A 24,524-nucleotide genomic window follows, 5' to 3' on the forward strand; every position below is an offset into this window, starting at 1 on the left:
AAGACGGGAAGAGCGACGGCCGATGACTGATGAACCGACAATCCGACGTGTGGCATTGATTCGTCATGCCGACTATCACCAGCAGATTGATACCCCGAGCGCGCTGCAGCCGTTTCCCTTGACCCGTCGCGGTGAGCGTCAGGCGCGTGAGGGAGCCGAGGAAGTGCTGGCGCTGTGTCAGGCACATGGCTGGCAACCGGCCAGCACGTTACATGCCTCCAGCTTGTTGCGTGCCTGGCAGACGGCGCAGGTGATGAACGAGGTCATGGGTGACAGGACAGAGCGTGAGTTCTCGCTCATGGCACACGATGCCCTGTGGGAGCGCAGTCTGGGCAGCGCCGCCAATCTGACCACGGCACAGATCGCCGAAGCGGTGCGTCATGACCCGCGCGTGGATTTCCTGCCGGCCGACTGGAAATCCAACAGCCACTTTCGCCTGCCGCTGCCGGGGGCTGAATCCCTGATGCAGGCCGGTCAGCGGGTGGCCGACTTCATTGCTTCGCTACCGGCTTTCTCAACACCTTCTGTTTCGGCTCCTACATCACCCCCCACACCGGGCGCCACGCTGACGCTGATCGTCGGCCATGGCGCAGCGCTGCGCCATGCGGCGCATCTGCTGGGCGTGCTGGACTTCGACCAGATTGCCGGGCTGAGCATGCACCATGCGCGGCCGGTGGTCATCGAGGAAACTCCGTCAGGGTCATGGCGGCATGTGGCTGGCGAGTGGAAGGTGCGCCAGCGTCACGAGCCCGCGCAGGACTGAGTTGGCGGCCAGCCGGCGGGGTACTGAAGTGCCGTGAGCGGGCGGGGTGCTGGAGAGCAGGGTATGGGCGGAGTCATTGACAGCAGAGAAGCAGGCCAGCGCATCAGGGTGATGCGAGTCTGTCATCTTTCTGTGATCAAACGGTCATAAGCTTGTCGCCCTGTGCTCGTGACCTCATTCCGCATGCCCCCGGATGGTCCCCAAGGAGCGGCAAGGCGCTTGCTTGCCACAAGCCGGTGAGTTCAACGAGGCAAGCAGATGCCACAAGGAGATAGCCCAATGACCCTCAGTCCCCCCATGAGCGACGCCGTACCGCGTTACCGAGGCCCGACGCGCTATCTGAAGGCGCTGCCCAGTCACGCGGCTCAGTGGCCCGAGACACATCAGCACCTGCGCGCCGGTGACAAGGTGTCCCGCGCCGCTCGCAAGCTGGGCAGCAAGGACTGGCCACGCCGCGATGTCATCTTCATCTCCGATGCGCATGCCGACGCGGAAGCCTTCATCGCGTCTCTGGTGGCCAGTGGCGGTGTGCGCCTGACCTCGCGGGACAACCTGGTGTTGACGGCGCGGGGCAAGCGCAGCGTCTTCGTCATCGGCGGTGATTGCCTCGACAAGGGGCCCAGCAATCTGGAACTGCTGGAAGCCCTGCGCACCTTGATGCGCAGCGGAGCGCGTCTCAAGTTGTTGGCGGGCAATCACGACATGCGGCTGATGCTGGCGCTGATGCGGCTGAGTCATGATGATTCGGCGCGGACCGATCATCTGTTCGTGCGCATGGGTGCCAAGGGCCTGGCGCTGCTCAAGGAAGTCTTCGATCACTATCTCGCGGACAGACCGCGGGCGATGAAGAGCATTCCCTCGCGAAGTGAATGCCGTCGGCGCCTGTACCCGGGGCCGGACTGGGCGGAGCAGTTTCGCAAATCGGCAGGCCATGTGCTCAAGGGGGAGGCGCTGGAGAAGGAGATCACTCGCCTGAGCGCCAAGGCCGATGGCTTCGAGCATGCCTGTGAGAAACATGGTCTCTCGTTGCGCCAGACCTATGCCGCCGCGCTCAAGGCCCACGAGCTGTTTCTCAAGCCCGGCGGGCGCTTTGCCTGGTTCTTCGACGAGATGCGCCTCGCCTATCGCAGTGGCGCCTTCCTGCATGTCCATGCAGGCGTGGACGATGCCTTTGCCAGACGACTCGGCCGCCAGAAGGTCTCGCAGGTCAATCAGGAATTCCGGCGCATCCTGCGCGAAGACCCGTTCACCTTCTATTACGGTGAGCTGGCCAATGTACTGCGCACCAAATATCGCAAGAGCGACATGGTGCTGAGCGCCGCGGGCGTCAAGCGCCTGCACAAGGTCGGCATTCGTGCCGTGATGCATGGTCACGTCAATCATCAGGCGGGCCAGCAACTGGGCTGGCGCCACGGGCTGCTGCATATCGAGGGTGACGTCACCCTGGATCGCAATTCACGCCGCAAGGAAGGGCTGGATGGCGTGGGCATGGGGGCGACGCTGATAGAAGCCTGTGGACGCATCGTCGGCATCAGCAATGACCATCCCGAGGTCAAGGTCTACGCGCCCTGAAACACGCACAGGAGAGGCAGGTGAAAGACGACAAGCAGGACAAGTCGCTGTTCCGACATGAGTCATTGCAGTCCATCGATGGCGTTCAGGACATTCTCAAGGCCATCATCAAGGGGCTGGGCAAGGGACTGCTGTCATTTCGCGATGAGGACGGCGAGATACGGCTGGCACCGCGCGGCCTGATGACCCTCAAGGTCACGGCGCGGCGAGAGGATGATCATCATCGCCTCGATATTCGCCTGTCATGGCATGCCAAGCCCGGCGCCAAGCGCAACAAAACGCTCAAGGTTCTCGATGAGTGAGGGCAGCGTGCGCTGGCATTGACCCAGATCAAGTCTCTGCCAGACCGCGGCCCGCGGTGAGATGGCCGACATGTCCGCGCATACGCGACTATGGTACATGTAGCATGCTGCATATTGGGTCGTGTCTTGCGAGACGGCCCCTCCCCATGATCAGGACATGTCATTGATGCCTTCATCCCCTCAGCGCCTGTGCGGTGCTGATCACCCCTCGTTTCGCTGGCACTCCGCCAGCCTCGCGGCAAAGCCTGCCGTCAGGCCCTCAAGGTGCTGGAAACAGTGGCTGGCCGTCGCCGCGCTTGCCTGTCTGCCGCTGGGCGCACAGGCCGCTGACAAGCCGCTCTCGGCGTCGGCCATTCATGACATCGAATCAGAGGTCGGCGCGCGAATCGGCGTCACTGTTCTGGATACCGCCGATGGCACCCGTTTCAGCTGGCGGGGGAATGAGCGCTTCCCCATGAGCAGCACTTTCAAGGTGCTGGCCTGTGGTCATCTGCTCTCCCGGGTGGACGAAGGCCAGGAATCGTTGTCACGCAAGGTGGAGATTCGCCCGGCGGGCCTCGTGACCTATTCCCCCATTACCGAGCACCACACCCGGGATGGAGGCCTGACGCTCGAGGCGTTGTGCCATGCCACCATCACGACTAGCGACAATACCGCGGGCAACCTGATTCTCGACGCCCTGGGCGGCCCGGCCGCACTGACGGCCTATCTGCGGCGCCTGGACGATGACAGCACGCGGCTGGACAGACGTGAAACGGCGCTCAATGAGGCCACTCCCGGTGACCCGCGCGATACCACCACGCCGCACGCGATGGCGGCCACCCTGCAGCGACTGCTGGTGGGGGATGCGCTGAGCGAGCCATCGCGCCTGGCTCTGCAGGGCTGGATGCTGGCCAACACCACTGGCGATGACAAGCTGCGGGCGGCCTTGCCCGATGACTGGCAGATCGCGGACAAGACCGGCGGCGGGGGATATGGCACCAACAATGACGTTGCCATCCTGTGGCCGCCGTTGCGTGCCCCGTTGATCGTGGCGGTCTATCTGACCGAAAGCGAGGCGGACCTGGCAGCGCGCAATGCCGCGATTGCCGATGTCGGGCGTCTGGTGGTCAAGGAAGTGCTGGAGGGCGAGGCGAGTCGCTGATGGTGGGGCGCTGGCAGGGCGTGCGTGAAGCATGGGCAACTCAGCGTTGCCGCCACCATGGCCAACTTGCGCTTGTGACGCCTCCGCGGTGCCCGCATTGTGCTTGCACTGCATTGGCTTTGGCAGCACGGACCTTCTCGCCATGTTCGCGCCTGCGCCTTGCCGAACCCGCCCTGTCTGCATCCAGAGGAACTCCATGTCCACACTGTTTTCACCGCTCACCCTCGGCCCGCTCACGCTGGACAATCGCATCATCATCGCGCCGATGTGTCAGTACTCCGCCGAGAAGGGCCAGATGCAGGCCTGGCATGATCAGCATCTTGGCAATCTCGCCCAGTCCGGAGCTGGGCTTCTGATCTTCGAGGCCAGCGCCGTTGCCCCGGAAGGGCGCATCACCCACGGCGATGTCGGGCTCTACGATGAGGCTTGCCAGCAAGCCATGCAGGGGGTCGTCGAGCGTATCCGCCGCTATTCGCCGATGCCGCTGGCGGTGCAGATCGGTCATGCGGGACGCAAGGCATCCTGCCAGAAGCCCTGGGATGGCGGTGCTGCCATCGCGCCAGGCAACGACAATGGCTGGCAGGTACTTGCCCCCAGTGCGATTCCCTTCAGCGAAGGCGGGCCGCTCCCCGAGGCGATGAGTGGCGAGCAGATCCGCCGCACCATCGCGGACTTCGTGGCGGCGGCACAGCGCGCCGTCGAGATTGGCCTGGACGGCATCGAGCTGCATGCGGCGCATGGGTATCTGCTGCATGAGTTCCTGTCGCCGTTGAGCAATCAGCGCGACGATGACTACGGTGGCTCGCTCGAGAACCGCATGCGGCTGACGCTGGAGGTCTTTGACGCCGTGCGGGCCGCGATCCCGGAGCACGTCATGCTGGGTATCCGGATCAGCGCGACGGACTGGGTCGAGGGCGGCTGGGACCTCGAGCAGAGCATCGAACTTGCCAAGGCGCTGGACCGTCGTGGCTGCCACTATCTGCATGTCTCCAGTGGCGGGCTCAGCGCGCAGCAGCAGATTCCGGTAGCGCCCAACTATCAGGTGCCGCACGCCCAGGTCCTGAAGGCGCAGGTGAAGATGCCGGTGATTGCGGTTGGCCTGATCACCGAGCCGCAGCAGGCCGAAGACCTTCTGGCGAACGAGCGTGCCGATGCCATCGCGTTGGCGCGTGGCATCCTCTATGACCCGCGCTGGCCGTGGCATGCGGCCGCTGAGCTGGGTGACACCCTCAAGGCCTCGCCCCAGTACCTGCGTTGCCAGCCGCATGGCCTGAAGTCGCTGCTGGAGAATCAGCAGGACTGAATCGTGTGAAGAGACATTGAGGACTGACGCCCGCGTTCACGAGCACTTGCTCGATGATCGCGGGCGTTCTTGCTTGCTCAATCCCTGGCGCCGCGATGCCACGATTTGAGGGAGGAGAGTGAAGAGATGTTTCCGTCTCTCCTTGTGGCTCAAGGCGGCGCTGCGCCAGCAGGGCGATGAAGGCACGGGGGAGCGCAAGCCAGCTGGCAGTAATTATACGAGTGTGTAATAGTGTGAGTGAATCCATGGCAACCCACTCGCTGCCAGTCGTATCACAAGGAGAGCCAATGCCAAGCCAAGCCCCGATTCTGGGTGTCTATCTGAGTGAATCCCTGGACCTGGACAGCCTCTACGGTGAAGCGCTGCGCCAGCTGGGCGACGATGTCGTGCTGCGTCATCCGCATGAGATCGAGGACCCGAGCGCGGTGCGGTTCGCCATCTGCTGGCAGCCGGGGGAGGACGCCTTCACGCCGTACCCGAATCTTCGGCTTGCCATGTCGATCGCGGCGGGGGTGGATGCCCTGCTGGGGCATCCGGGGCTCTCGGCCGAGGTTCAGGTCGCACGGGTGCGCGACCCGCATCAGGCGTATCTGATGGCCGGTTTCGCCGCTCACGAGGTACTGCATCGCGAGCGCGAGTTTGCCGTCATGGCCGACAATGCCACGCGTGGCGAATGGCAGCCCTTGGCAATGCGTGCGCCAGAGAAGGCACAGGTGGCCGTGCTGGGCCACGGCAGCATGGGGCGCGCCGTGGTCACTTCGCTGTCGACCCTGGGATTCTCGGTGACGGTCGCCTGTCGCAATGAACCGGCCGCGCCGGTGCCGGGTGTGCGTTACCTGACCGGTGACGCTGCCGTCATGGCGGCGGCCGACGGTGCCGATTATCTGATCAATATCCTGCCGCTGACACCGGTGACCGAGAACGTGCTGAATGCTGCCTTGTTTGCCCGGCTGCGCCGTGGCGCCTGGCTGGTGCAGATCGGCCGCGGCGAGCATCTGGTGGAAGCGGACCTTGAAGCCGCTCTCGACGCCGGGCAACTAGCAGGCGCGACGCTGGATGTCTTTCGCGAGGAGCCGCTGGCGCCCACTCACCGCTGGTGGCAGGACGCGCGCCTGCGCATCACGCCGCATGTGGCCAGTGACTCGCTCCCCGAGGTGGTGGCCGAGCAGGTGGTGGCCACGGCGCGTGAATTGCGCGATGACCTGCCGCTCACGCTGGGCGTGGATCGTCAGCGCGGCTATTGAGGGCCGCAGCGATTGAGACCCGCGGCGCTTGAGCCCCGAAGGTGAACGCTTCAATGCCTCTCAAGGCTCAGCCGAGCCTTTCTCGACCCCAGACAGCGACATTGTGACCACAGGAGACAGCACATGCCGGCATCGACCATGAGTGACGCGGAGTGGCAAGCACGCCTGGACCTGGCGGCCTGCTACCGGTTGGCAGCGCACTATCGCATGACCGACCTGATCTACACCCACATCACGGCGCGGGTGCCGGATGAGGAAGGGCATTTTCTGATCAATCCCTATGGCTGGCGCTGGGAGGAGATCACGGCGTCCTCGCTGGTCAAGATCGATGTCAACGGCCAGAAGGTCGATGACAGTGCCGCGCGGGTCAATCCGGCCGGTTTCACCATTCACTCGGCGATTCATGCGGCAAGTCACTCAGCCAGCTGGATCATGCATACCCATACCCGCGCCGGTGTGGCGGTGTCGAGCCTGGAAGAAGGGCTCTTGCCACTGAATCAGATCGCCCTGCAGTTCCATGGCCGCGTCTCCTACCACGATTACGAGGGTATCGCGCTGGATCTGGATGAACGCGAACGCATCGTGGCGAGCCTTGGCGACAATCCGGCGCTGATCCTGCGCAATCATGGCCTGCTGACCACCGGCGCCTCTGCCGCCGAGATGTTCAACAACATGTTCTATCTCGAGCGCAGCTGCGAGATCCAGGTCGCGACCCTGTCCATGGGCCAGCCGGTGCGCCGCCTCTCGCCTGAGATCTGTGAGCATGTGGTCGGTCAGTACGATATGGCCATTCACGAGGAGGGAGATCTGGCGCTGGAGTGGGAGTCTCATCTGCGACTGCTGGAGGGCCTTGGCTGTGACTATCGTTGTTGAAGGGCGCGTCGTTGAGGCCATCGTCGCTAAAAGCATCGTCGTTAGAGAGGCCATTGAGTGCCTGATGCGTGGGACAGCGACAGGACGGGAGACATCACGATGAGTCGCAAGGCATTCCAGCGGCTTTCCCAGGATCAGCGTCGTCGCGACCTGCTGGAAGCCACCTTGAGCTGTGTCGCGCAGCACGGTCTGGCCGGCGCCAGCGTGCGCCGCGTGGCGGAGGCGGCCGGGGTCTCGCCTGGACTGATTCGCCATCATTTCGGCACCAAAGACGACATGGTGCGGGCCGCCTACGCCTACATGATGGGCCAGCTGACCTCCGATATCGCCGATGCCAGTCCGGCCAGTGATGAATCCCCGGCGTGTCGTCTGGCGAACTTCATCGCGGCGAGTCTCACGCAGCCCAATCTGGCCGCCCACAAGATCTCCCTATGGGCGACCTTCATCGGCCGGGTACGCCACGATGCCAGCTATTCGGCGGTGCACCAGGAAACCTATCGCGAGTTTCTCGACCTGCTTGCACAGCTGGTTCAGCCGGTGCTGAGCGCCCACGCGCTGCCCGCCACCGAGAGCGATTGTCAGGAGCAGGCGATCGCCCTCAATGGCTTGATCGATGGCCTATGGCTGGAAGGCGGGCTGGAACATGGTCTCTATCCGGTCGAGCGGCTGCCCGCGATCGCCATGCGGGCGGCAGAGGGCATTCTGCGGCTGCCACAGGGCATCTTGCTTGAGCACGTCGCTATCACGACATCACCCCCACCTCACAGGAGTTGAGCATGCGCTACGCCACCATTACCGAACGACTGAGTGATCTGGGCGGTGACAAATGGGCCGTTCACAGCGCTGCCCGTCAGCGTATCCAAGCCGGCGAGCCGATCATCGAGCTGACCATCGGCGAGCCGGATATCGCCACGCATCCGGCTCTGGTCGAGCACTGTGTCGAGGCGCTGCGCGCTGGCCGTACCCGCTACTCCGATGGCCGTGGCGAGCCGGGGCTGGTCGCGGCACTGGCCGAGCGCTACGCCGCGCGCATGCCCGAGATCAGCGCAGACAACGTGCTGTGTTTCCCCGGCACGCAGACGGCGCTGTTCGCGGTGATGCTGGCGCTGGTGGAGGAGGGGGCCGGCGTGCTGACCGGCGACCCCTACTACGCCACCTATGAGGGCGTGATCCGCGGCGCCGGCGGTGACCTGCAGCCGGTACCGCTGCGCATGGAGCATGGCTTCGTTTTGCAGCCACAGGATCTGGCTGCAGCCATCACGCCGCAGAGCCGTGTGTTGCTGCTCAATACCCCGCACAACCCCACTGGTGCGGTGATGGACCGGACGACCCTCGAGCATATCGGCGCGCTATGTCGCGAGCATGATCTGTGGATCGTCTGCGATGAGGTCTATGAAGCGCTGATCTTCACGGGCGAATTCGTCTCTCCGCTGGAAATCGAGGCACTGCGTGAGCGCACCGTGGTGGTGTCCTCGATCTCCAAGAGTCACGCTGCCACCGGTTTTCGCAGTGGCTGGGCCATCGGCTCGGCGGAATTCTGCCGTCGGCTGTTGCCTGTCTCGGAAACCATGCTGTTCGGCAACCAGCCCTTCATCGCCGACATGACCGAGGCCGCGCTGCGCGGGGATTTCGATACCACCGAGCGTCTGCGCGACTCTCTCGGGCGCCGCGCGCGTCTGGTCCACGAGGCGCTGGCGGCCATCCCGCAGCTGTCCTCCAGCCTGCCCCAGGGCGGCATGTTCCTGATGGTCGATGTCTCACGCACCGGCCTGAACGGTGAGCAATTCGCCTGGCGGCTGCTGGAACAGCAGCAGGTGGCGGTGATGCCCGGCAGCGTCTTCGGTGATTGCGGTACGCCGCTGGTACGTGTCGCCCTGACCGTGCCGGACGACAGCCTGCTGGAAGCGGTGCAGCGCATGGCGCTGCTGTGTGACCAGCTGGAAGCCGAGGTCGTGGCCTGAGATCTTTTCTCAGTGACTTTCGGTCAGTCTCAAGGCCAGGCAAGGCAAGGCCAGTCAAGATCAGGCTTCAATCCGTCTCACCCTCTGTTGCATAGACGCAGAAACGCCGCCCGAGGGCGGCGTTTCTGCGTTCAGCGATGCTCAAGTCAGGTCATCATTTCCAGCCCGTCATTTCCAGCCCATCTGCCAGACATCATCTGCCTTGAGCTCGCGCCAGGCGAGGGTGTAATCCCTGCGTGTCAGCACCGCCTGCAACACGACCTCGACCACATGTTCGTCCTGCTCATCACGAATCAAGCGTGTGACGATGAAATGGCGCTCACGCTCCCGGGGCGACACGGCGGTCCATTTGCTCTGCAACAGCTTGTCGGGGTTGATGCGATTCATGCTGGTTCCTCAAGAAACGGTTGGCAGCTGCGTGCTGCTCGAGTCAGTGCCAGTCAAGTCAGTGCTGGTCAAGTCAGAGCCCAGCAGACAGGTGAGCGCCAGGTGGGCTTACACCGAAGGTGGGCTCTCGTTGAGCAGTTGCCACAGCGACTCGGTCGCCGCGCTGTGCTTGCCACGGCGACAATAGCAGGCCACCTCGAGGGTCGGGCCGCCCAGATCATCCAATAGCGAGACCAGTCTGCCGCTCTCCAGGTCATCCTCGATCAGGCCGTGGGGCAGCCAACCGACTCCCAATCCGGCCATCACCAGTTCACGAATGCCCAGCGTAAAGGACGTCTCGCAGATGATGTCGATGTCCTGGGCGCGCTGCAGGTCCATCAGGTAGGGCGAGGCCAGAATCTGGCCCAGAAAACTCTCCGGATCATAGGCGATCAAGGGCAGGCGCTGGTCACTGCGCGGCAGGTGCAGGGGGCGCCCCTGGGCGTCCGGAGCACACACCGGCAGCAGCCGCTCCAGCCCCAGCGAGATGCGCTGGGTGTCGCCGTTGTCATCGAAGATCGGCGCGCCCTGCAGTTCTGAGCACAGCAGCAGGTCTGCCTGATCATGCTCGAACAGTTGCAGGCATTCGCTGCGATCCAGTGATTTCACCTGCAGTCCGGCTTCGGGGGAGTTGTGCCGGAAATAGCGCAGCAACCGCGGCAGATAGCTGACGGTGAGGGTGTGCTGGGTGGTGATGATTGCCTTCGGCCCCTGGCGGGCCTCGCTGCGCAGGCGGCTGCGCAACGTGTAGAGCCGCGCCAGCCATTCCCGCATTTCCTGCTCATATTCCAGCGCGTGCTCGGTGAGGATCATGCGCTGCGACTGACGATAGACCAGCTCGACGCCCAGCCACTCTTCCAGCTGCCGTATCCGGCGCGAGAAGGCGGGTTGCGTCACGTTGCGTCTCTCGGCTGCCAGCGAGAAGGTTCCGGCCTCGATCAATGCGAGAAAGTCTTCGATCCATTCGATCTTCATGCGTCGCCTGAGGAGATGTCGGTTGTTGTTGGAGGTCGGCCATCATGCACCGAGTGCTTGTTGGGGTGAAGACCGCAAGCACACCCCCGGAGCATGAACCATCCATGGTTCGTCAATGGTAGGGCAGCGCCGAAGGGCCAGGGGCCACAGGCCACAGGCAATGGATATGACTGCCGGTCGGCGTCGCGGGCATGACGATCTTCTGGATGCCTGAGTCGGACAAGAGCAAAGAGCTGGTCATGCAGAAAAGTAACAAACTTTGAGAAACATGGCATTGGGACTGGCGAGAATCGCGGCTTACTGTTGAGAAGACCGCTCGGCGGCGTGCCGGAGTGATGTCACACATTCGACGAACGTCGTTATGAGAGTAACCCCCTATGACAACAATGACTCGCCTGGAGGCTCGTATGCATCTGTCCCGTTTTCCCCGTGTTCGCCTTGGTCACCTCTCGACTCCGCTGGAGCCGATGGACAACCTGAGCAAGCTGTTGGGTGGGCCGCGTCTCTGGATCAAACGTGATGACTGCACCGGGCTTTCCACCGGTGGCAACAAGACTCGCAAGCTGGAATTCCTGATGGCAGACGCGCTGGAGCAGGGCGCCGACACCATCATCACCCAGGGCGCTACCCAGTCCAACCACGCGCGTCAGACCGCTGCCGCTGCCTGCAAGCTGGGTCTTGAGTGCCACATCCTGCTGGAAGACCGTACCGGCAGTGACGACCGCAGCTACAACTACAACGGCAACGTCTTCCTCGACCAGTTGCATGGCGCGACGGTCGCCAAGCGTGAAGGCGGTGCCGACATGGCCGCCGAGATGGAAGCGCTGGCCGACAAGCTGATCGGCAAGGGCAAGAAGCCCTACATCATCCCGGGGGGTGGTTCCAACGAGATCGGCGCGCTGGGTTACGTGAATGCCGCCCTCGAACTGCTGTCCCAGGCCAACGACATGGGCCTCAAGATCGATCACCTCGTGCACGCCACCGGCAGCGCCGGGACCCAGGCGGGTCTGGTGACGGGCCTGACCGCCTGCAACTCCGGCATTCCGGTACTCGGCATCGGCGTGCGGGCCCCGAAGGACAAGCAGGAAGGCAATGTCTTCGCGCTGGCACAGAAGACCGAAGCCAAGCTGGGCCTGTCTGACGTGGTCAAGCGTGAAGATGTCGTCGCCAACTGCGATTACGTCGGTGACGGCTACGGCATTCCGACCGAAAGCATGATCGAGGCCGTCACGCTGCTGGCTCAGCAGGAAGGCATCCTGCTGGACCCGGTCTACTCCGGCAAGGGCATGGCCGGTCTGATCGACCTGGTACGCAAGGGGCACTTCAAGGAAGGCGAGAACGTGGTTTTCCTGCACACCGGCGGTGCCGTGGCCCTGTTCGGCTACCCGGATGCCTTCAACTTCGCGGATTACCAGGCCTGATAGCGTTTGCGGCCAGTGATGCGTCCCGCCTGACGACAGCGGCGTGACTGACGCATCCCGTAACGACACGCTCCCCGGCCCAGCTGGCAAGGGAGCGTGATGATCACAGCAGTTTTCGGGGAATCACAATGACAATCAGACACCTCAAGCTGGCTGAAGCAGCCGACGGCGTGGCAGAGGAAGATCAGCGCACCACGGCCATCGTCCAGGACATGCTGCAGGACATTCGCTCGCGTGGTGAAGACGCCGTGCGGATGTATGCCGAGAAGTTCGACAACTGGAGCGGCGATTTCGTCCTCAGCGAGGAAAAGCTGGCCACGCTGATCGAAAGCGTGCCGCAGAGCGTCAAGGACGATATCGATTTCGCCCATCGCCAGATCCGTCGTTTCGCCGAAGCGCAGCGCGACAGCCTGACGTCCTTCGAGATAGAGACCGAGCCGGGTGTCGTGCTGGGGCAGCGCGTGCTGCCCATCGATGCCGCGGGTTGCTACGTGCCGGGCGGACGCTACGCGCATGCCGCCTCGGCGCTGATGAGCGTCGCCACGGCCAAGGCCGCCGGCGTCAAGTACATCACGGCCTGTTCGCCACCGCGCGGTGACAGCATCAATCCGGCGGTGGCCTACGCCATGCATGTGGCCGGTGCCGACCGCATCCTGGAGATGGGCGGCGTTCACGCGGTCGCCAGCATGGCCTTCGGCCTGTTCGGCGGGCGCGAAGCCGACATCCTCGTCGGCCCGGGCAACGCCTTCGTGGCCGAAGCCAAGCGCCTGCTGTTCGGGCAGGTCGGCATCGACGTCTTCGCCGGCCCCACCGAATCGGCGGTGATCGCCGATCACACGGCAGACCCGATGACCATCGCGGTGGATCTCGTCTCCCAGGCGGAGCACGGCCCGAACTCGCCGGTCTGGCTGTTCACCACCAGTGAAGAGGTCGCGCGCCGCGTCATCGAGCTGGTGCCGCTGGTCGGCAACGACATGCCCAACGCCGAGGTCATCCACGCCGCCTGGCGCGACTACGGCGAAGTCATCCTGTGCGACACCCGCGAAGAAGTGGTCCAGATCAGTGATCAGTACGCCTGCGAACACCTGCAGGTGCTGTGTGAGGACCTGGAGTGGTGGAAGCAGAATCTCAGCAACTACGGCTCTCTGTTCCTCGGCGAAGGCAGCACCGTCACCCACGGTGACAAGTGTTCCGGCACCAACCACATCCTGCCGACCAAGCGCGCCGGTCGCTACTCCGGCGGTCTGAATGTCCACAAGTTCATGAAGGTACTGACCACCCAACAGCTCAGTGTTGAAGCCAATCTCAAGTTCAGTGCCATCGGTTCGCGCATCTCGCGCACCGAAGGGATGGAAGGCCATGCGCGTGCCTGTGACTGGCGCCTCACCAAATACTTCCCCGAGCAGGATTGGGATTTCCCCGTCTATGCCCAGAAGCGGTATTGAGGAGGCCACATGCGTCGTTTTGCCAAGTCATTCACCCAACAGGAAGCCATCTCCGACACCGCCATCGAGGCTGCCGTCGCCGTGATGCGCAGTGGTCGCCTGCATCGCTACAACCTGGCGGAAGGCGAGCAGGGCGAAACGGCGCTGCTGGAGCAGGAATTCGCGGCGAGTCTGGGCATTCCCCATGCGCTGGCCTGTGCCTCCGGCGGCTATGCCCTGCAACTGGCGCTGCGCGCCTGCGGACTCGAGGCCGGTGACAAGGTGCTGTGCAACGCCTTCACCCTGTCCCCGGTGCCCGGCAGCATCGTCGCCGCCGGTGGCGAGCCGGTGCTGGTGGACATCCTCGAGGACACCACGGTCGATCCGGAGGATCTGGCGCGTGCGGCAGATCAGAGCGGGGCCCGCTTCTTCATGCTCTCGCACATGCGCGGCCATATCGGCGACATGCACGCGATCATGCAGGCCTGCGACAGCCGCGGCATCACGGTGATCGAGGATTGCGCGCATACCATGGGTGCGAGCTACGACGGCAAGCCCAGCGGCACCTTCGGCAAGGTCGGCTGCTACAGCACCCAGACCTACAAGCACGTCAATTCCGGTGAAGGTGGCCTGCTGGCGACCGCCGATGATGAGGTGATGCGACGCGCCATCATCCTGTCGGGCTCCTACATGCTGTACGACCGCCACCTGGCGGCACCGGCCGCGGAGAGCTTCGCCGAGACGCGCCTGCAGACCCCCAACATGAGTGGTCGCATGGACAATCTGCGTGCTGCCATCCTGCGTCCGCAACTGGGGGAGCTGGCAGAGCGTCGTGAGCGCTGGAATGCCCTCTATGCCCGCATGCAGGACCGGCTCGCGGCCATGGAGGGCGTCACGCCCATCCTGCGTGGCCCGCTGGAAGGCTACGTCGGAAGCTCCATCCAGTTCACGCTGGCGCAGTGCTCCCACGAGCAGATCGCCGCCTTCATCGCAGGCTGTGAAGCGCGTGGGCTACCGGTGAAATGGTACGGCAAGCCGCTGCCGGAGGATTACACCAGCCGCTACGACAGCTGGGCCTATCTGGGCAGCCATCGTGCAGTGCCCAATGCCGACCGGGTGCTGGCGACGCTGTGTGATCTGCGTCTCCCGCTGACCTTTGACGTGCAGGACTGCGAGGTCATCGCGGACTTGATCCAGGACGCTCTGCACAGTGCACGACCTGTCTCGACCGTCGCGTGACTATGCCCGGCGGCAGCACGTGACAGGGGTGAACCCATAACGATAACGCTTTGAAAGCCACATGATCTTCAATCCGCATGTCCTGGTGACAGGCCATGCGGACCCGCAACCAGTGGAGTAATAACAATGTTCAATAAAGCTCTCTTGGCAACCGCAGTGATGTTGGCGATGTCAGCGACCGCTCAGGCAAAGACCTTCAAGGTCGGCATGGGCGATCCGATGGATTCGGATCAGGGCGCGCTTGCACAGCGCTTCGAGGAACTGGTCGAGGACCTTTCCGATGGCGAGATGCAGGTGGAGTTGTTCCCGGGCGGTCAGCTGGGCTCCGAGACCGGCATGATCCAGGACACGCGCATCGGCAAGCTGGACTTCGCGCTGATCGGCGTCGGCAACCTGACGCCCTACGCGCCGCGCCTTGGCGCGCTCACCATGCCCTATGCACTGCGTAGCCATGCGGATGCCGTCAAGGCCACCACCGGCCCGCTGGCGGATGAATGGAACCAGATCGCCGAGAAACAGGCCGGCGTCCACATCGTCAGCTGGCTGTATTCCAACTTCCGTTATCTGACCAACTCCAAGCGTCCGGTGACGTCGCTGGACGACCTTGAAGGCATGAAGATCCGTGTGCCGCAGAACAAGATCATGCTCGCCACCTATCAGGCCTGGGGCGCCAGCCCGATCAGCATGTCGTGGCCGGAAGTCTTCACCGGTCTGCAGCAGGGCGTGATCGATGGCCAGGACAACCCGGACATCGTCAACTACACGATGAAGTTCCAGGAAGTGCAGAAGTATCTGACCGAGGTCCACTATCAGTACTCCCTGCAGCCGATCGTCATGGGGGTGCGCACCTACAACAAGCTCTCTGATGAGGAGCGCGAGATCATCGATCGCGCCGGCCTGGAAGCCCAGCTCTATGCGCTTCAATTCCAGCTGACCGAGGCCTCTCAGGCGCGTGCTGCCATGGAAGCGGAAGGGGTGCAGTCCGCCCAGCTGACCGACGAGGACAAGTGGATCAGCATTGCCAAGGAAGAAGTCTGGCCGCAGTTCTATGAAGAGATCGGCGGCAAGGAATCCTTCGACGAATTGCAGAAAGCATTGGGCCACTGAGCCCGAGTGGGCGGGGTCGCTCGCGGCGTCAGCGTGAATGACGCCTGAGCGACCCCCGCTGCGTTCAATGCTATCGAGCAGGGATACCAGACAGTGCTGGTATCCCTCTCACAGTTCATCGTGAAGGAGGCTCGCATGTTGGCCAGATTGAACAATCTCGAGGATTACGCCTGCCGCTTTCTACTCGCGGTCTTCGTACTCCTGCTGTTTTCCCAAGTGGTATTGCGTGTCGTGTTCGGTATCGGCATGGCATGGATGGAAGAGCTGGCACGCTACGCCTTCGTCTGGTTCGTCTTCCTGGGGGCTGCACACGCGGCTCACCTGAGTGCCCACAATCGGCTGCAGACCCATATCAATCTGCTGCCGCGCAAGGTGGCCAACGCCATCCTGCTGTTTGTCGACCTTATCTGGGCGCTCTTCAGCCTGATCATCGCCTACAAGAGCCTGGATCTGATCGGGCTTCTCACCGAGTTTCCCTATGAGTCCCCAGCGCTCGGCTGGTCGCTCGCCTATGTCTATTACATCTTCCCCGTGGCCTTCACCTTGATGGCCTTTCGCGTATTGCAGGTGCAGTTCCTCAAGCTGGTCAGAGGCATCGAGCCCGGCAACGTGGACGACGAGGAAGTGAAGCGCATCACGGAAGCGGCCCCGGATGCCGCCGATGACACCCGCACCGCCAAGATGGGAGGCTGATGCCATGGCCGCGACTATTCTGTTCTCTCTGTTCGGTGCACTGCTGTTTCTGGGCTCACCCATCGTCGTTGCCCTTGGGGTGGCGTCCATGGCGGTCTATGTCGTCAGTGGTGATGACATCACCTCGCTGGTGGAGCTGGCGTTCTCGGCGATCAACTCCTTCCCGCTGATGGCACTGCCATCCTTCATTCTGGCGGGCGCCCTGATGGGCGACGCCGGCATCGCGCGGCGTCTGATTCGTATCGCCGAAGAGCTGGCGGGCCCGGCCGCAGGTGGCCTGGGGGCGGCAGCGGTGATGGCCTGCATGTTCTTCGGCGCCATCTCCGGCTCGGGGCCGGCGACCACGGCGGCCGTGGGCATGCTGGTGATTCCGGCGATGATCGAACGTGGCTACGGCCGCAGCTATCCGGCGGCGATTACCGCCACCGCTGGCGGACTGGGCGTCGTGATTCCGCCCAGCATGCCGTTGGTCATCTACGGGGTGACCGCCAACGAGTCGATCTCGGCGCTGTTCATGGCGGGTGTCATCCCGGGCATCATGCTGGGGGCGGCCCTGATGATCGCCAACTACATCACCGCCAAGCGCAACGGCTATCAGGCCCAGGGCGAGCCGTACGACAAGGCGCGTGTCTTCAAGGTACTCAAGGAGGGCTTCTGGTCACTGATGGCACCGGTGGTCATCCTCGGCGGCATCTACAGCGGTCTTTTCACACCGACCGAAGCCGCCGTCGTCTCGATCTTCTATGCGCTGTTCGTCGGTGTCTTCATTCACAAGGAGTCCTCGCTGCTGGGCTTGAATGAAGCCTTCCAGAACACGACTTGGCTGACCGGTCGCGTGCTGATCATCATGTTCACCGCTACCGCCTTCGGTCGCATCCTGGTGGAGCATCACATTCCGGCCATGATCGCCCAGGGCATCCTCAACATCACCGACAGCCTGTGGCTGGTGTGGGTGCTGGTGATCGCCTTCCTGCTGATCGTCGGCATGTTCATCGAGATTCTGGCCACCATCATGATCGTCACGCCGGTGTTGCTGCCGGTCATGGTGGAGCTGGGCGTCGACCCGGTGCACTTCGGGATCGTGCTGGTGGTGAGTCTCGGGATCGGCTTCTCGACCCCGCCACTGGGCGAGAACATGTTCATCAGCTCCAGCATCGCCAACGTGTCCATCGAGAAAATCTCGGTGCGGGCGCTGCCGCTGGTCGGCACCATGGTGCTGATCGCCTTGCTGCTGGCCTTCGTGCCGCAGTTGACAATGTGGCTGCCGGACATGATGGGCTTCTAGCGGCCCAGCGGAGGGCAGTGGCTCGTCATCACTGTTTTCGTCAACACAGTGGCTCGTAAACACAACCCTTCGTGAACAGTGCCTCATGAAACAGTTTCTCGAGAGGATGCCGGCCACGTCGCCATCCTCTCGAGCCTTGATCTTCAGTGAGAGTTTTGTCGGAGAACGACCAATGAGAAGCTCGCATGACGCCTCGGGCGCAGAACATATCGTCGTGGGCGTGTTGGGCGGCATGGGGCCGGATGCCACGGTGGCCTTCATGCAGCAGGTGATCCAGGCCACACCGGCCGAGGACGACATCGATCATGTACACATGGTGGTCGACAACAATCCCAAGGTGCCGTCGCGCATCAAGGCTCTGCTGGAAGGGGGCGATGTCTCTCCGGGGCCTGCCATCGCGGAAATGGCCCAGCGACTGGAGCAGTCCGGGTGTGATTTTCTGGTCATGCCCTGCAACACGGCCCACTACTACTGGCAGGATGCGCAGGACGCCGTCTCGATTCCGGTGTGGCATATCGTCGAGCGCACCCTGGACTGGGTGGCGGCGCAGTGGCCGGGCGCACGTGTCGGCATGCTGTGTTCCCCGGCGCTGCGCAAGATTGGCCTTTACGAAGGCTTCATCGAGTCGCGTGGTCTGTCGCTGGCCTATCCCCAGGATGAGGACGCGATGCTGGAGGTGATCCGCAGCGTCAAGAAAGGCCAGGTGAGTGATGACGCCGTCGGGGGAGCCTTCCGTCAGGCCGCCGCTGACCTGGTGGCGCAGGAAGCCGATGTGCTGGTGCTGGCCTGCACCGAGCTCTCCATTATCAGCCATCTGCTCGATGACCGGCTGCCGATCGTGGATTCCGTCGAAGCGCTGGCCGTCAGCGTGGCACAGGCGGCCACTCAGTAAGCGTCGCCGTCACGCGCCGCCCATGCCACTGCCAGAGCGGCGTTGCTCGCGTTCCTGCAGGTAGCGGGCGGGTGTAGTGCCGAGCAGCTTCTTGAACATGCTGATGAAGGCGTTGACGGACTGATAGCCGACGTCTTCCGAGACGCGCTGCACGCTCATGCCTTCGGCCAGCAGGCGAATCGCCACCACCAGGTGCAGTTGCTGACGCCAGCGGCTGAAGCTCAGGCCGGTGTCACGCCGGATAAGCCGGGCGAGGGTGCGTTCGCTCATCGCCAGTTCGCTCGCCCACTCGGCCAGGGTGCGTCGGTCGTCCGGGGTCTTGATCAGGGCATCGCTGATGCGTGTCAGCCGCGGGTCTTCGGGCAAGGGCAGGTGCAGACGTTCGCTTGGCATGCAGGCCAGCTCTTCCAGCAGCACGCCGACCAGCCGCGCTGTCGGCCCCTGTTCAGGATATGGCTGGGGTAGCTCCGCCAGACGCAGCACCAGCTCACGCAGCAGGGGCGAGATCGACAGCGTGCAGCTGTGGCTTGGCATCTCGAGCGCACCGGGCTCGATGAACAGGTGGCAGACGCGGCCGCCACGGGTCAGATGATTGCTGTGGGGCAGGTTGCCGGGAATCCAGACCCCGCTGTGCGGCGGCACCATCCACAGACCTTCCGGTACGCGACTGGTCACCACGCCATGCAGGGCGATCACCAGCTGTCCCTTGCGATGCTGGTGGATCGGCACCTCCATCACCTGCTGGCCGGTCTCGACATGCAGGGCGCTGGCCGGAATCTCGTAGATGTCCGGGTCGTGCTCGCAGACGCTGCTGGAGAAGGGCACCTGATCGGGGCCGCGGGTGCTGACCCCGGGCGATGGCGGTAGAACGGGTGTGGTCACTGACATGGCGGCTCGCAGATTGTCTGATTTCAGTGATCTGATGTCATGATGGCTCAATTCTGCAGTGGGCGAGGGGATTAAGCTAGCCTCACTCTGTGTGCGGACTCATCTCTTGGGTGTCGTCCCGCCATTACCCCGTTTCACGATCGCTGCGAGCGCCTCATGACTGAACTCTGCCACTCGTCTCCTGTCCGGCGACTGAGCCATCCGGCCGTATTGATCGCCGGTATCCTGTTGATCGCCATGAACCTGCGTGCGCCCTTCACCAGTATCGCGCCACTGCTGGAGCGCCTGCAGGCGGCGCTGGGCTTCAATGCCACGGCGGCTGGCCTGTTGATGATTCTGCCGCTGCTGGCCTTCGTCGTCGTCTCGCCCTGGGTGCCGCGCCTCGCCAGAGGTCTCGGGCTTGAACGCAGTCTCTTCCTCGCCTTGGTGACGATCGCCGCGGGCATCGTGCTGCGGGTGCAGGGCAGCATGCTGGCCCTCTATCTGGGTATCGGCCTGATCGGGGCGGGCATTGCCGTGGGCAATGTGCTGCTGCCCAGTCTGGTCAAACGCAGCTTTGCGCAGCATGTCGCGCTGCTGACCTCCTGCTATGTGCTGACCATGGGCATCATGGCCGCCATCGCCTCGGCGCTGATGGTGCCTTTGGCACAGGGCAGCAGCGCTGGCTGGCAGTACGCGATGCTCATAGTGGTCGTTTTGCCATTGGTGACGATGGGGGTGTGGTGGCCGCAGTTGTCACGTCGCTCCCTGCCGGCGGCGGCGAAGGAAGCCGAGAAGGGTGCCGCGCGGCCGGTGCGTCAGGCAGCCGTGTGGCATTCGCCACTGGCCTGGCAGGTGACGCTCTTCATGGGCATCAATTCGCTGCTGTTCTATACCGTCAACAGCTGGCTGCCGAGCATGCTGGCGGACAATGGCTTCTCAGCCGAGAAGGCGGGCTCGTTGCATGGTCTACTCCAGCTGGCTTCGGCCTTGCCGGGATTGATTCTGGTGCCCCTGATGCCGCGCCTGAAGGATCAACGCCTGATCGCCTTCGCGACGCCCTGCATGTCGCTGGCGGGATTCATCGGGCTATGGCTGATGCCAAAGTGGGCACTGGTGTGGGTGCTGTTGCTGGGCGCGGGCTCCGGGGCCAGCTTCATTCTCGCCTTGTCATTCATGGGGCTGCGGGCGCGTGATGCCATGCAGTCGGCTTCACTGTCGAGCATGGCGCAGACGCTGGGCTATCTGCTCGCGGCCATGGGGCCGCCGCTGATCGGCGCGCTCTACGATATGCAGGGCAATTGGCAGCTGGCACTGATGGTCTGCGCCGTCCTCAGTGTGCTGATGGCAGGTGTCGGCTGGCTGGCGGGCAGAGACCGCCAGTTGCCTGAGGCGTCGGCATCTGAATAATGGAGCGCTGCCCCCAAGGGGCACTGGCACATCCCCCCATGACAAGGAAGTGAGAGATGGCGAATGCTTCATCGGCTAGCGAAGATCAACGGGCGTCTGACTCGCCAGCTGTTGCGCAGCACCCCGGACGTCGGCGCAAGCCGCCTTTGCGGGCAGCCATCCTTGGCCTGGCCAGTCTCGGAGGTATCTTCATGATCGTTCAGCCAGCCAATGCCGCGACGCTGTCACTGCGCGTGATCGAGACCACCGACATCCACGCCAACGTGATGGATTACGACTATTACAAGGACCGGCCCAGCGTGCGCATCGGCCTGGTACGCGCGGCAGGTCTGATCAAGCAGGCGCGTGCCGAGGTAGCCAACAGCGTGCTGCTGGACAATGGCGACCTCATCCAGGGCAGCCCGATGGGCGATTACATGGCGGCAGAAGGTCTCGAGGAGGGTGATGTCTTCCCGGCCTACAAGGTCATGAATCAGCTGGATTACGATGTCGGCAATATCGGCAATCATGAATTCAATTACGGGCTCGAGTATCTCGAACGGGCGCTGTCCGGCGCGCAGTTCCCCTATGTGAACGCCAACCTGCTGGACGCCACGACAGGCGAGCCGTACTTCACGCCCTACCAGATCACCGCCCATGCCTTCACCGACAGTGAGGGCAACGCTCAGACATTGAAGATCGGCTATATCGGCTTCGCACCGCCGCAGGTGATGACCTGGGACCGCAAGCACCTCCAGGGCCGCCTGACGGCCGAGGGCATCACCGAGAGCGCCAGGCGCTGGGTGCCCGAGATGCGCCGGGCGGGCGCGGATGTGGTGATCGCCATCCCGCACTCCGGCATCTCGACCGACCCCTACCGGGTGATGGCCGAGAATTCGGTGTATTACCTCTCGCAGGTCGAGGGCATCGATGGCATCGCCTTCGGGCATGCCCATGCCGTCTTCCCCAGCGAGGAATTCGCCGAGGTACCGGGGGCCGATATCGCCAGGGGCACCCTCAATGGCGTGCCGGCGATGATGCCGGGGCACTGGGGCAGCCATGTGGGCGTGATGGATCTCGAACTGAGCAATGCCTCGGGCCAGTGGCGGGTAGTGAGCGGCCAGACAGAAGCCCGCCCGATTCAGGTAGGGGGCGAGGCGCAAGTGGCGGAAGATGCCGAACTGGCGGCGCTGGTCGATCATGAGCACGACGCCACGCGCGAGTACGTCAATCGCAGCATCGGACGCGCCAGTGCGGCGATGAAGAGCTATCTGGCGCTGGTGCAGGACGACCCGACGATCCAGATCGTCAATCGCGCCCAGGCCGATTACGTCAAACGCTTCGTCGAAGGCGACCCGGACCTGGAAGGCTTGCCGATTCTCTCGGCAGCCGCGCCGTTCAAGGTCGGCGGCCGTCACAATGATCCGACCCAGTTCACCGAGATGGAGGCGGGCGAGCTGAGCTTCCGCAATGCCGCCGATCTCTATCTCTATCCGAATACGCTGGTGGCGCTCAAGGTCACCGGCAGGGAAGTGCGGGAATGGCTCGAGTGCAGCGCCGGCCAGTTCCATCGCATTGATCCGGATCTCGCCACGCCCCAGCCCTTGATCAACTGGGAAGGTTTCCGCAGCTACAACTTCGACGTGATCGATGGCGTCGAGTACCGGGTGGATGTCACGCAGCCGGCGCGTTACGACGGCAATTGCGCGCTGATCGACGCCGATGCCCACCGTATCCAGGGACTCGCCTACCAGGGCGAGCCGGTCAAGGACGACGAGGTCTTCCTGCTCGCGACCAACAACTATCGCGCCTACGGCGAGGACTTCCCCGGCACCGGAGAGTCGCATATCGCTTTCGCGTCACCGGATGAAAATCGCAGCATTCTGGCCCAGTACATCTCGCGCCAGACGCAGCAGCAGGGCGCGGTGGACCCCGCGGCGGATCACAACTGGCGGCTGGCCGCGATCGACACCGATACCCCGCTGGACATTCGCTTCACCACCGCCCCCGGCGAGGATGCGCAGCAGTTCATTGATGCCCAGGCGGTCTACCCGATGACGTTGGTGGATCAGGACGAGATGGGCTTTGCCCGTTATCGCGTCGGGCTGGACCGGATGGAATAGCCAAGGCAGCACATTGTCGAGCACGTCGTTCCTGGCCTGGATTCAGGTGGGAAAAAACGCCAGTCAGCAATTGCTGACTGGCGTTTTTTTGTCACTTGGCGCTACCCGCTATCTGTTTCATTATTCGCTTTTGCCTCAGGTTCTTTTGCGCAGTCCCATTGCGGGTCAGCGCCAAGGTGCGTGCAAGGCGATGCTCAGCAGCACGCGTTTGCCGCGCTCGATGCGGCTGACGCTGTGTTCGTGAAGGTCGGGGCGAAACAGCACCACGCGGTCCGCGAGGCGAAAGAGGCTGCCATCGGTCTCGAAGACACCGCCCCGGCGGGGCTTCTTGAGCACGATATTGAGCTTGTAGTAGCTGCCGCTGCCCATCGGGTCGTTGTGGCGCATCACGCTGTGGCCTTCGGGGTAGGTCACCAGGTTGATGGTCAGGCGACGAAGATCGAGCAGACTGCGGTTGATGACACGGGCCATGGGCGTTTCCCTTGAATTTGATGGGGCCATTAAAGCGTATTTTGAGCAATCAATCAAAATCGTGCTTGAGTGATCGCTCAGGAATCCGTAAGGTGGTCCCAAGTTCACGGCATCACCGCGATATAGCACTGTTTCGCCAGGCCGTGATTGAGTATTCATCAAGCGAAGAGGTCAGCAATGAGCCACGACAACGTGACAATGGAAGCCCTGGAAACCCGTTATGCGATGATCGAAGGTCACCGCATTGCCTACAAGGAAATGGGTGAAGGTCAGCCGCTGTTGTTGATTCACGGTATTCCGACCAACAAGCTGATGTGGCGTGATGTGATGCCGGAATTGGCCAGGCATTATCGTGTCATCGCCCCGGACATGCTCAACTATGGCGAGTCGGACATGCCGGTGGATGCTGACGTTTCCATCAATGCCCAGACACGCATCTTCATCAAGCTGATGGATTCACTGGGTGTGGCGAGTGCGGATGTCGTCTCGCATGATATCGGCGGAGGTATCGGTCAGCTGATGGCCGTCAATCATCCCGAGCGTGTTCGCCGTCAAGTACTGATCGACAGCGTATGCTTCGATTCCTGGCCGATTCCGGAGTTCAAGCAGCTGCTGGAGCCGGGCGTCGAGGAAGCGACCAGCGTCGAGGAATTCATCAGCACCATGCGCGGCTTCATGCCCAGTGGTGTGCATGATCCGGCCGTCGCGACCGAAGAGATGGTCGAGCGCTATGTGTCCCAGTGGAACAGCGAGCAAGGCAAGGCGGCTTTCTTCCGCAACATGCGTCGTCTCAACAAGGAATACACCCAGGCCATCGCCGGTGAGCTCAAGAATATCGAGATCAAGACTCTGGTGCTGTGGGGCGACAAGGACAACTTCCAGAAGCCGGATTACGCCCCGATGCTGGCAGATGCCATTCCGGGTGCCGAGCTGATCTGGGTGAAGGATGCCGGTCACTGGGTGACGGATGAAAAGCCGCAGGATACCGTGCGCTATATCCTGGACTTCCTCGCCCGCTGAGGAGGAGCCCATCAGCCATAAGCGCAGTAA

Annotated in this window: 23 protein-coding genes; 19 read left to right on the plus strand and 4 right to left on the minus strand. The window is 63.0% G+C overall.

The window, feature by feature from the left end:
- Positions 1–22 precede the first annotated feature (22 nt).
- The 9 genes from H2O77_RS07805 (at position 23) to H2O77_RS07845 (ending at position 9,162) form a co-directional block, all read left to right on the plus strand.
- The gene (locus H2O77_RS07805) at positions 23–763 is read left to right on the plus strand and encodes a histidine phosphatase family protein (RefSeq protein ID WP_215824315.1); all 741 of its coding nucleotides are present in this window, start codon (positions 23–25) and stop codon (positions 761–763) included.
- Between the two features lie 279 nt (positions 764–1,042).
- Complete coding sequence (locus H2O77_RS07810; RefSeq protein WP_054555997.1) at positions 1,043–2,335, plus strand: metallophosphoesterase; 1,293 nt, start codon at positions 1,043–1,045, stop codon at positions 2,333–2,335.
- A 20-nt stretch (positions 2,336–2,355) separates the two neighbouring features.
- A complete protein-coding gene (locus H2O77_RS07815; protein WP_054555998.1) occupies positions 2,356–2,637 on the plus strand; it encodes an amphi-Trp domain-containing protein in 282 nt (93 codons plus the stop codon).
- Positions 2,638–2,803: 166 nt separating this feature from the next.
- Complete coding sequence (bla, locus tag H2O77_RS07820) at positions 2,804–3,781, plus strand: class A beta-lactamase (RefSeq protein WP_215824316.1); 978 nt, start codon at positions 2,804–2,806, stop codon at positions 3,779–3,781.
- Positions 3,782–3,977: 196 nt separating this feature from the next.
- Positions 3,978–5,084, plus strand: a complete 1,107-nt coding sequence (locus H2O77_RS07825) for an NADH:flavin oxidoreductase/NADH oxidase (RefSeq protein WP_215824317.1) — start codon at positions 3,978–3,980, stop codon at positions 5,082–5,084.
- A gap of 287 nt (positions 5,085–5,371) precedes the next feature.
- Entirely contained in the window at positions 5,372–6,328 is a 957-nt protein-coding gene (locus tag H2O77_RS07830) for an NAD(P)-dependent oxidoreductase (RefSeq protein WP_215824318.1), read from the plus strand.
- Between the two features lie 123 nt (positions 6,329–6,451).
- Positions 6,452–7,201: a class II aldolase/adducin family protein gene (locus H2O77_RS07835; protein WP_215824319.1), complete on the plus strand. Its 750-nt coding sequence runs from the start codon at positions 6,452–6,454 to the stop codon at positions 7,199–7,201.
- Between the two features lie 99 nt (positions 7,202–7,300).
- Positions 7,301–7,975: a TetR family transcriptional regulator C-terminal domain-containing protein gene (locus tag H2O77_RS07840; protein WP_215824320.1), complete on the plus strand. Its 675-nt coding sequence runs from the start codon at positions 7,301–7,303 to the stop codon at positions 7,973–7,975.
- Positions 7,976–7,977: 2 nt separating this feature from the next.
- Positions 7,978–9,162, plus strand: coding sequence for a pyridoxal phosphate-dependent aminotransferase (locus H2O77_RS07845; protein ID WP_215824321.1), 1,185 nt, complete (start codon positions 7,978–7,980; stop codon positions 9,160–9,162).
- A 168-nt stretch (positions 9,163–9,330) separates the two neighbouring features.
- Here H2O77_RS07845 and H2O77_RS07850 read toward each other — a convergent pair whose 3' ends face one another.
- Positions 9,331–9,549: a TIGR02450 family Trp-rich protein gene (locus tag H2O77_RS07850; protein ID WP_043332808.1), complete on the minus strand. Its 219-nt coding sequence runs from the start codon at positions 9,547–9,549 to the stop codon at positions 9,331–9,333.
- 108 nt (positions 9,550–9,657) lie between these two features.
- Positions 9,658–10,563: a LysR family transcriptional regulator gene (locus H2O77_RS07855; RefSeq protein WP_043332806.1), complete on the minus strand. Its 906-nt coding sequence runs from the start codon at positions 10,561–10,563 to the stop codon at positions 9,658–9,660.
- A 407-nt stretch (positions 10,564–10,970) separates the two neighbouring features.
- On the opposite strand from H2O77_RS07855, the gene H2O77_RS07860 reads away from it, so the two are divergent.
- The 7 genes from H2O77_RS07860 to H2O77_RS07890 all read left to right on the plus strand — a co-directional run bounded on the left by H2O77_RS07860 (position 10,971) and on the right by H2O77_RS07890 (position 18,624).
- Positions 10,971–11,984 (plus strand): D-cysteine desulfhydrase, encoded by a 1,014-nt coding sequence (locus H2O77_RS07860; protein ID WP_043332804.1) that lies wholly within the window; start codon positions 10,971–10,973, stop codon positions 11,982–11,984.
- A 128-nt stretch (positions 11,985–12,112) separates the two neighbouring features.
- The gene (gene hisD / locus H2O77_RS07865) at positions 12,113–13,429 is read left to right on the plus strand and encodes a histidinol dehydrogenase (protein ID WP_064503251.1); all 1,317 of its coding nucleotides are present in this window, start codon (positions 12,113–12,115) and stop codon (positions 13,427–13,429) included.
- A gap of 9 nt (positions 13,430–13,438) precedes the next feature.
- Positions 13,439–14,647 carry an aminotransferase class I/II-fold pyridoxal phosphate-dependent enzyme gene (locus H2O77_RS07870; RefSeq protein ID WP_043332802.1) on the plus strand — a complete coding sequence of 403 codons (1,209 nt, stop codon included), beginning with the start codon at positions 13,439–13,441 and terminating at the stop codon, positions 14,645–14,647.
- Between the two features lie 168 nt (positions 14,648–14,815).
- The gene (locus H2O77_RS07875; RefSeq protein WP_215824322.1) at positions 14,816–15,754 is read left to right on the plus strand and encodes a TRAP transporter substrate-binding protein; all 939 of its coding nucleotides are present in this window, start codon (positions 14,816–14,818) and stop codon (positions 15,752–15,754) included.
- A 135-nt stretch (positions 15,755–15,889) separates the two neighbouring features.
- Positions 15,890–16,447, plus strand: a complete 558-nt coding sequence (locus H2O77_RS07880) for a TRAP transporter small permease (protein ID WP_043332799.1) — start codon at positions 15,890–15,892, stop codon at positions 16,445–16,447.
- 4 nt (positions 16,448–16,451) lie between these two features.
- Positions 16,452–17,732: a TRAP transporter large permease gene (locus tag H2O77_RS07885; RefSeq protein WP_043332797.1), complete on the plus strand. Its 1,281-nt coding sequence runs from the start codon at positions 16,452–16,454 to the stop codon at positions 17,730–17,732.
- 172 nt (positions 17,733–17,904) lie between these two features.
- Complete coding sequence (locus H2O77_RS07890; RefSeq protein ID WP_052384440.1) at positions 17,905–18,624, plus strand: amino acid racemase; 720 nt, start codon at positions 17,905–17,907, stop codon at positions 18,622–18,624.
- Positions 18,625–18,633: 9 nt separating this feature from the next.
- Here H2O77_RS07890 and H2O77_RS07895 read toward each other — a convergent pair whose 3' ends face one another.
- The gene (locus H2O77_RS07895; RefSeq protein ID WP_215824323.1) at positions 18,634–19,512 is read right to left on the minus strand and encodes a helix-turn-helix transcriptional regulator; all 879 of its coding nucleotides are present in this window, start codon (positions 19,510–19,512) and stop codon (positions 18,634–18,636) included.
- Between the two features lie 156 nt (positions 19,513–19,668).
- Between H2O77_RS07895 and H2O77_RS07900 the strand changes: the two genes are divergently transcribed.
- Both H2O77_RS07900 and H2O77_RS07905 read left to right on the plus strand, forming a co-directional pair.
- Positions 19,669–20,901: an MFS transporter gene (locus H2O77_RS07900; RefSeq protein WP_215824324.1), complete on the plus strand. Its 1,233-nt coding sequence runs from the start codon at positions 19,669–19,671 to the stop codon at positions 20,899–20,901.
- Positions 20,902–21,092: 191 nt separating this feature from the next.
- Entirely contained in the window at positions 21,093–23,003 is a 1,911-nt protein-coding gene (locus H2O77_RS07905) for a bifunctional 2',3'-cyclic-nucleotide 2'-phosphodiesterase/3'-nucleotidase (protein ID WP_052384439.1), read from the plus strand.
- Positions 23,004–23,168: 165 nt separating this feature from the next.
- On the opposite strand, the gene H2O77_RS07910 is transcribed toward H2O77_RS07905, so the two are convergent.
- Positions 23,169–23,474 carry a hypothetical protein gene (locus H2O77_RS07910; protein ID WP_043332791.1) on the minus strand — a complete coding sequence of 102 codons (306 nt, stop codon included), beginning with the start codon at positions 23,472–23,474 and terminating at the stop codon, positions 23,169–23,171.
- A 177-nt stretch (positions 23,475–23,651) separates the two neighbouring features.
- On the opposite strand from H2O77_RS07910, the gene H2O77_RS07915 reads away from it, so the two are divergent.
- Entirely contained in the window at positions 23,652–24,494 is an 843-nt protein-coding gene (locus H2O77_RS07915) for an alpha/beta hydrolase (RefSeq protein ID WP_225996418.1), read from the plus strand.
- Positions 24,495–24,524: the final 30 nt, after the last annotated feature.

The sequence above is a fragment of the Cobetia sp. 4B genome (assembly GCF_018831605.1).
Lineage (GTDB): Bacteria > Pseudomonadota > Gammaproteobacteria > Pseudomonadales > Halomonadaceae > Cobetia > Cobetia amphilecti.

Coding starts and splice junctions, on each gene's coding strand:
- H2O77_RS07805 (WP_215824315.1), top strand. CDS start 23: ATGACTGATGAACCGACAATCCGACGTGTGGCATTGATTCGTCATGCC.
- H2O77_RS07810 (WP_054555997.1), top strand. CDS start 1,043: ATGACCCTCAGTCCCCCCATGAGCGACGCCGTACCGCGTTACCGAGGC.
- bla (WP_215824316.1), top strand. CDS start 2,804: ATGCCTTCATCCCCTCAGCGCCTGTGCGGTGCTGATCACCCCTCGTTT.
- H2O77_RS07825 (WP_215824317.1), top strand. CDS start 3,978: ATGTCCACACTGTTTTCACCGCTCACCCTCGGCCCGCTCACGCTGGAC.
- H2O77_RS07830 (WP_215824318.1), top strand. CDS start 5,372: ATGCCAAGCCAAGCCCCGATTCTGGGTGTCTATCTGAGTGAATCCCTG.
- H2O77_RS07835 (WP_215824319.1), top strand. CDS start 6,452: ATGCCGGCATCGACCATGAGTGACGCGGAGTGGCAAGCACGCCTGGAC.
- H2O77_RS07840 (WP_215824320.1), top strand. CDS start 7,301: ATGAGTCGCAAGGCATTCCAGCGGCTTTCCCAGGATCAGCGTCGTCGC.
- H2O77_RS07845 (WP_215824321.1), top strand. CDS start 7,978: ATGCGCTACGCCACCATTACCGAACGACTGAGTGATCTGGGCGGTGAC.
- H2O77_RS07850 (WP_043332808.1), bottom strand. CDS start 9,549: ATGAATCGCATCAACCCCGACAAGCTGTTGCAGAGCAAATGGACCGCC.
- H2O77_RS07855 (WP_043332806.1), bottom strand. CDS start 10,563: ATGAAGATCGAATGGATCGAAGACTTTCTCGCATTGATCGAGGCCGGA.
- H2O77_RS07860 (WP_043332804.1), top strand. CDS start 10,971: ATGCATCTGTCCCGTTTTCCCCGTGTTCGCCTTGGTCACCTCTCGACT.
- hisD (WP_064503251.1), top strand. CDS start 12,113: ATGACAATCAGACACCTCAAGCTGGCTGAAGCAGCCGACGGCGTGGCA.
- H2O77_RS07870 (WP_043332802.1), top strand. CDS start 13,439: ATGCGTCGTTTTGCCAAGTCATTCACCCAACAGGAAGCCATCTCCGAC.
- H2O77_RS07875 (WP_215824322.1), top strand. CDS start 14,816: ATGTCAGCGACCGCTCAGGCAAAGACCTTCAAGGTCGGCATGGGCGAT.
- H2O77_RS07880 (WP_043332799.1), top strand. CDS start 15,890: ATGTTGGCCAGATTGAACAATCTCGAGGATTACGCCTGCCGCTTTCTA.
- H2O77_RS07885 (WP_043332797.1), top strand. CDS start 16,452: ATGGCCGCGACTATTCTGTTCTCTCTGTTCGGTGCACTGCTGTTTCTG.
- H2O77_RS07890 (WP_052384440.1), top strand. CDS start 17,905: ATGAGAAGCTCGCATGACGCCTCGGGCGCAGAACATATCGTCGTGGGC.
- H2O77_RS07895 (WP_215824323.1), bottom strand. CDS start 19,512: ATGTCAGTGACCACACCCGTTCTACCGCCATCGCCCGGGGTCAGCACC.
- H2O77_RS07900 (WP_215824324.1), top strand. CDS start 19,669: ATGACTGAACTCTGCCACTCGTCTCCTGTCCGGCGACTGAGCCATCCG.
- H2O77_RS07905 (WP_052384439.1), top strand. CDS start 21,093: ATGATCGTTCAGCCAGCCAATGCCGCGACGCTGTCACTGCGCGTGATC.
- H2O77_RS07910 (WP_043332791.1), bottom strand. CDS start 23,474: ATGGCCCGTGTCATCAACCGCAGTCTGCTCGATCTTCGTCGCCTGACC.
- H2O77_RS07915 (WP_225996418.1), top strand. CDS start 23,652: ATGAGCCACGACAACGTGACAATGGAAGCCCTGGAAACCCGTTATGCG.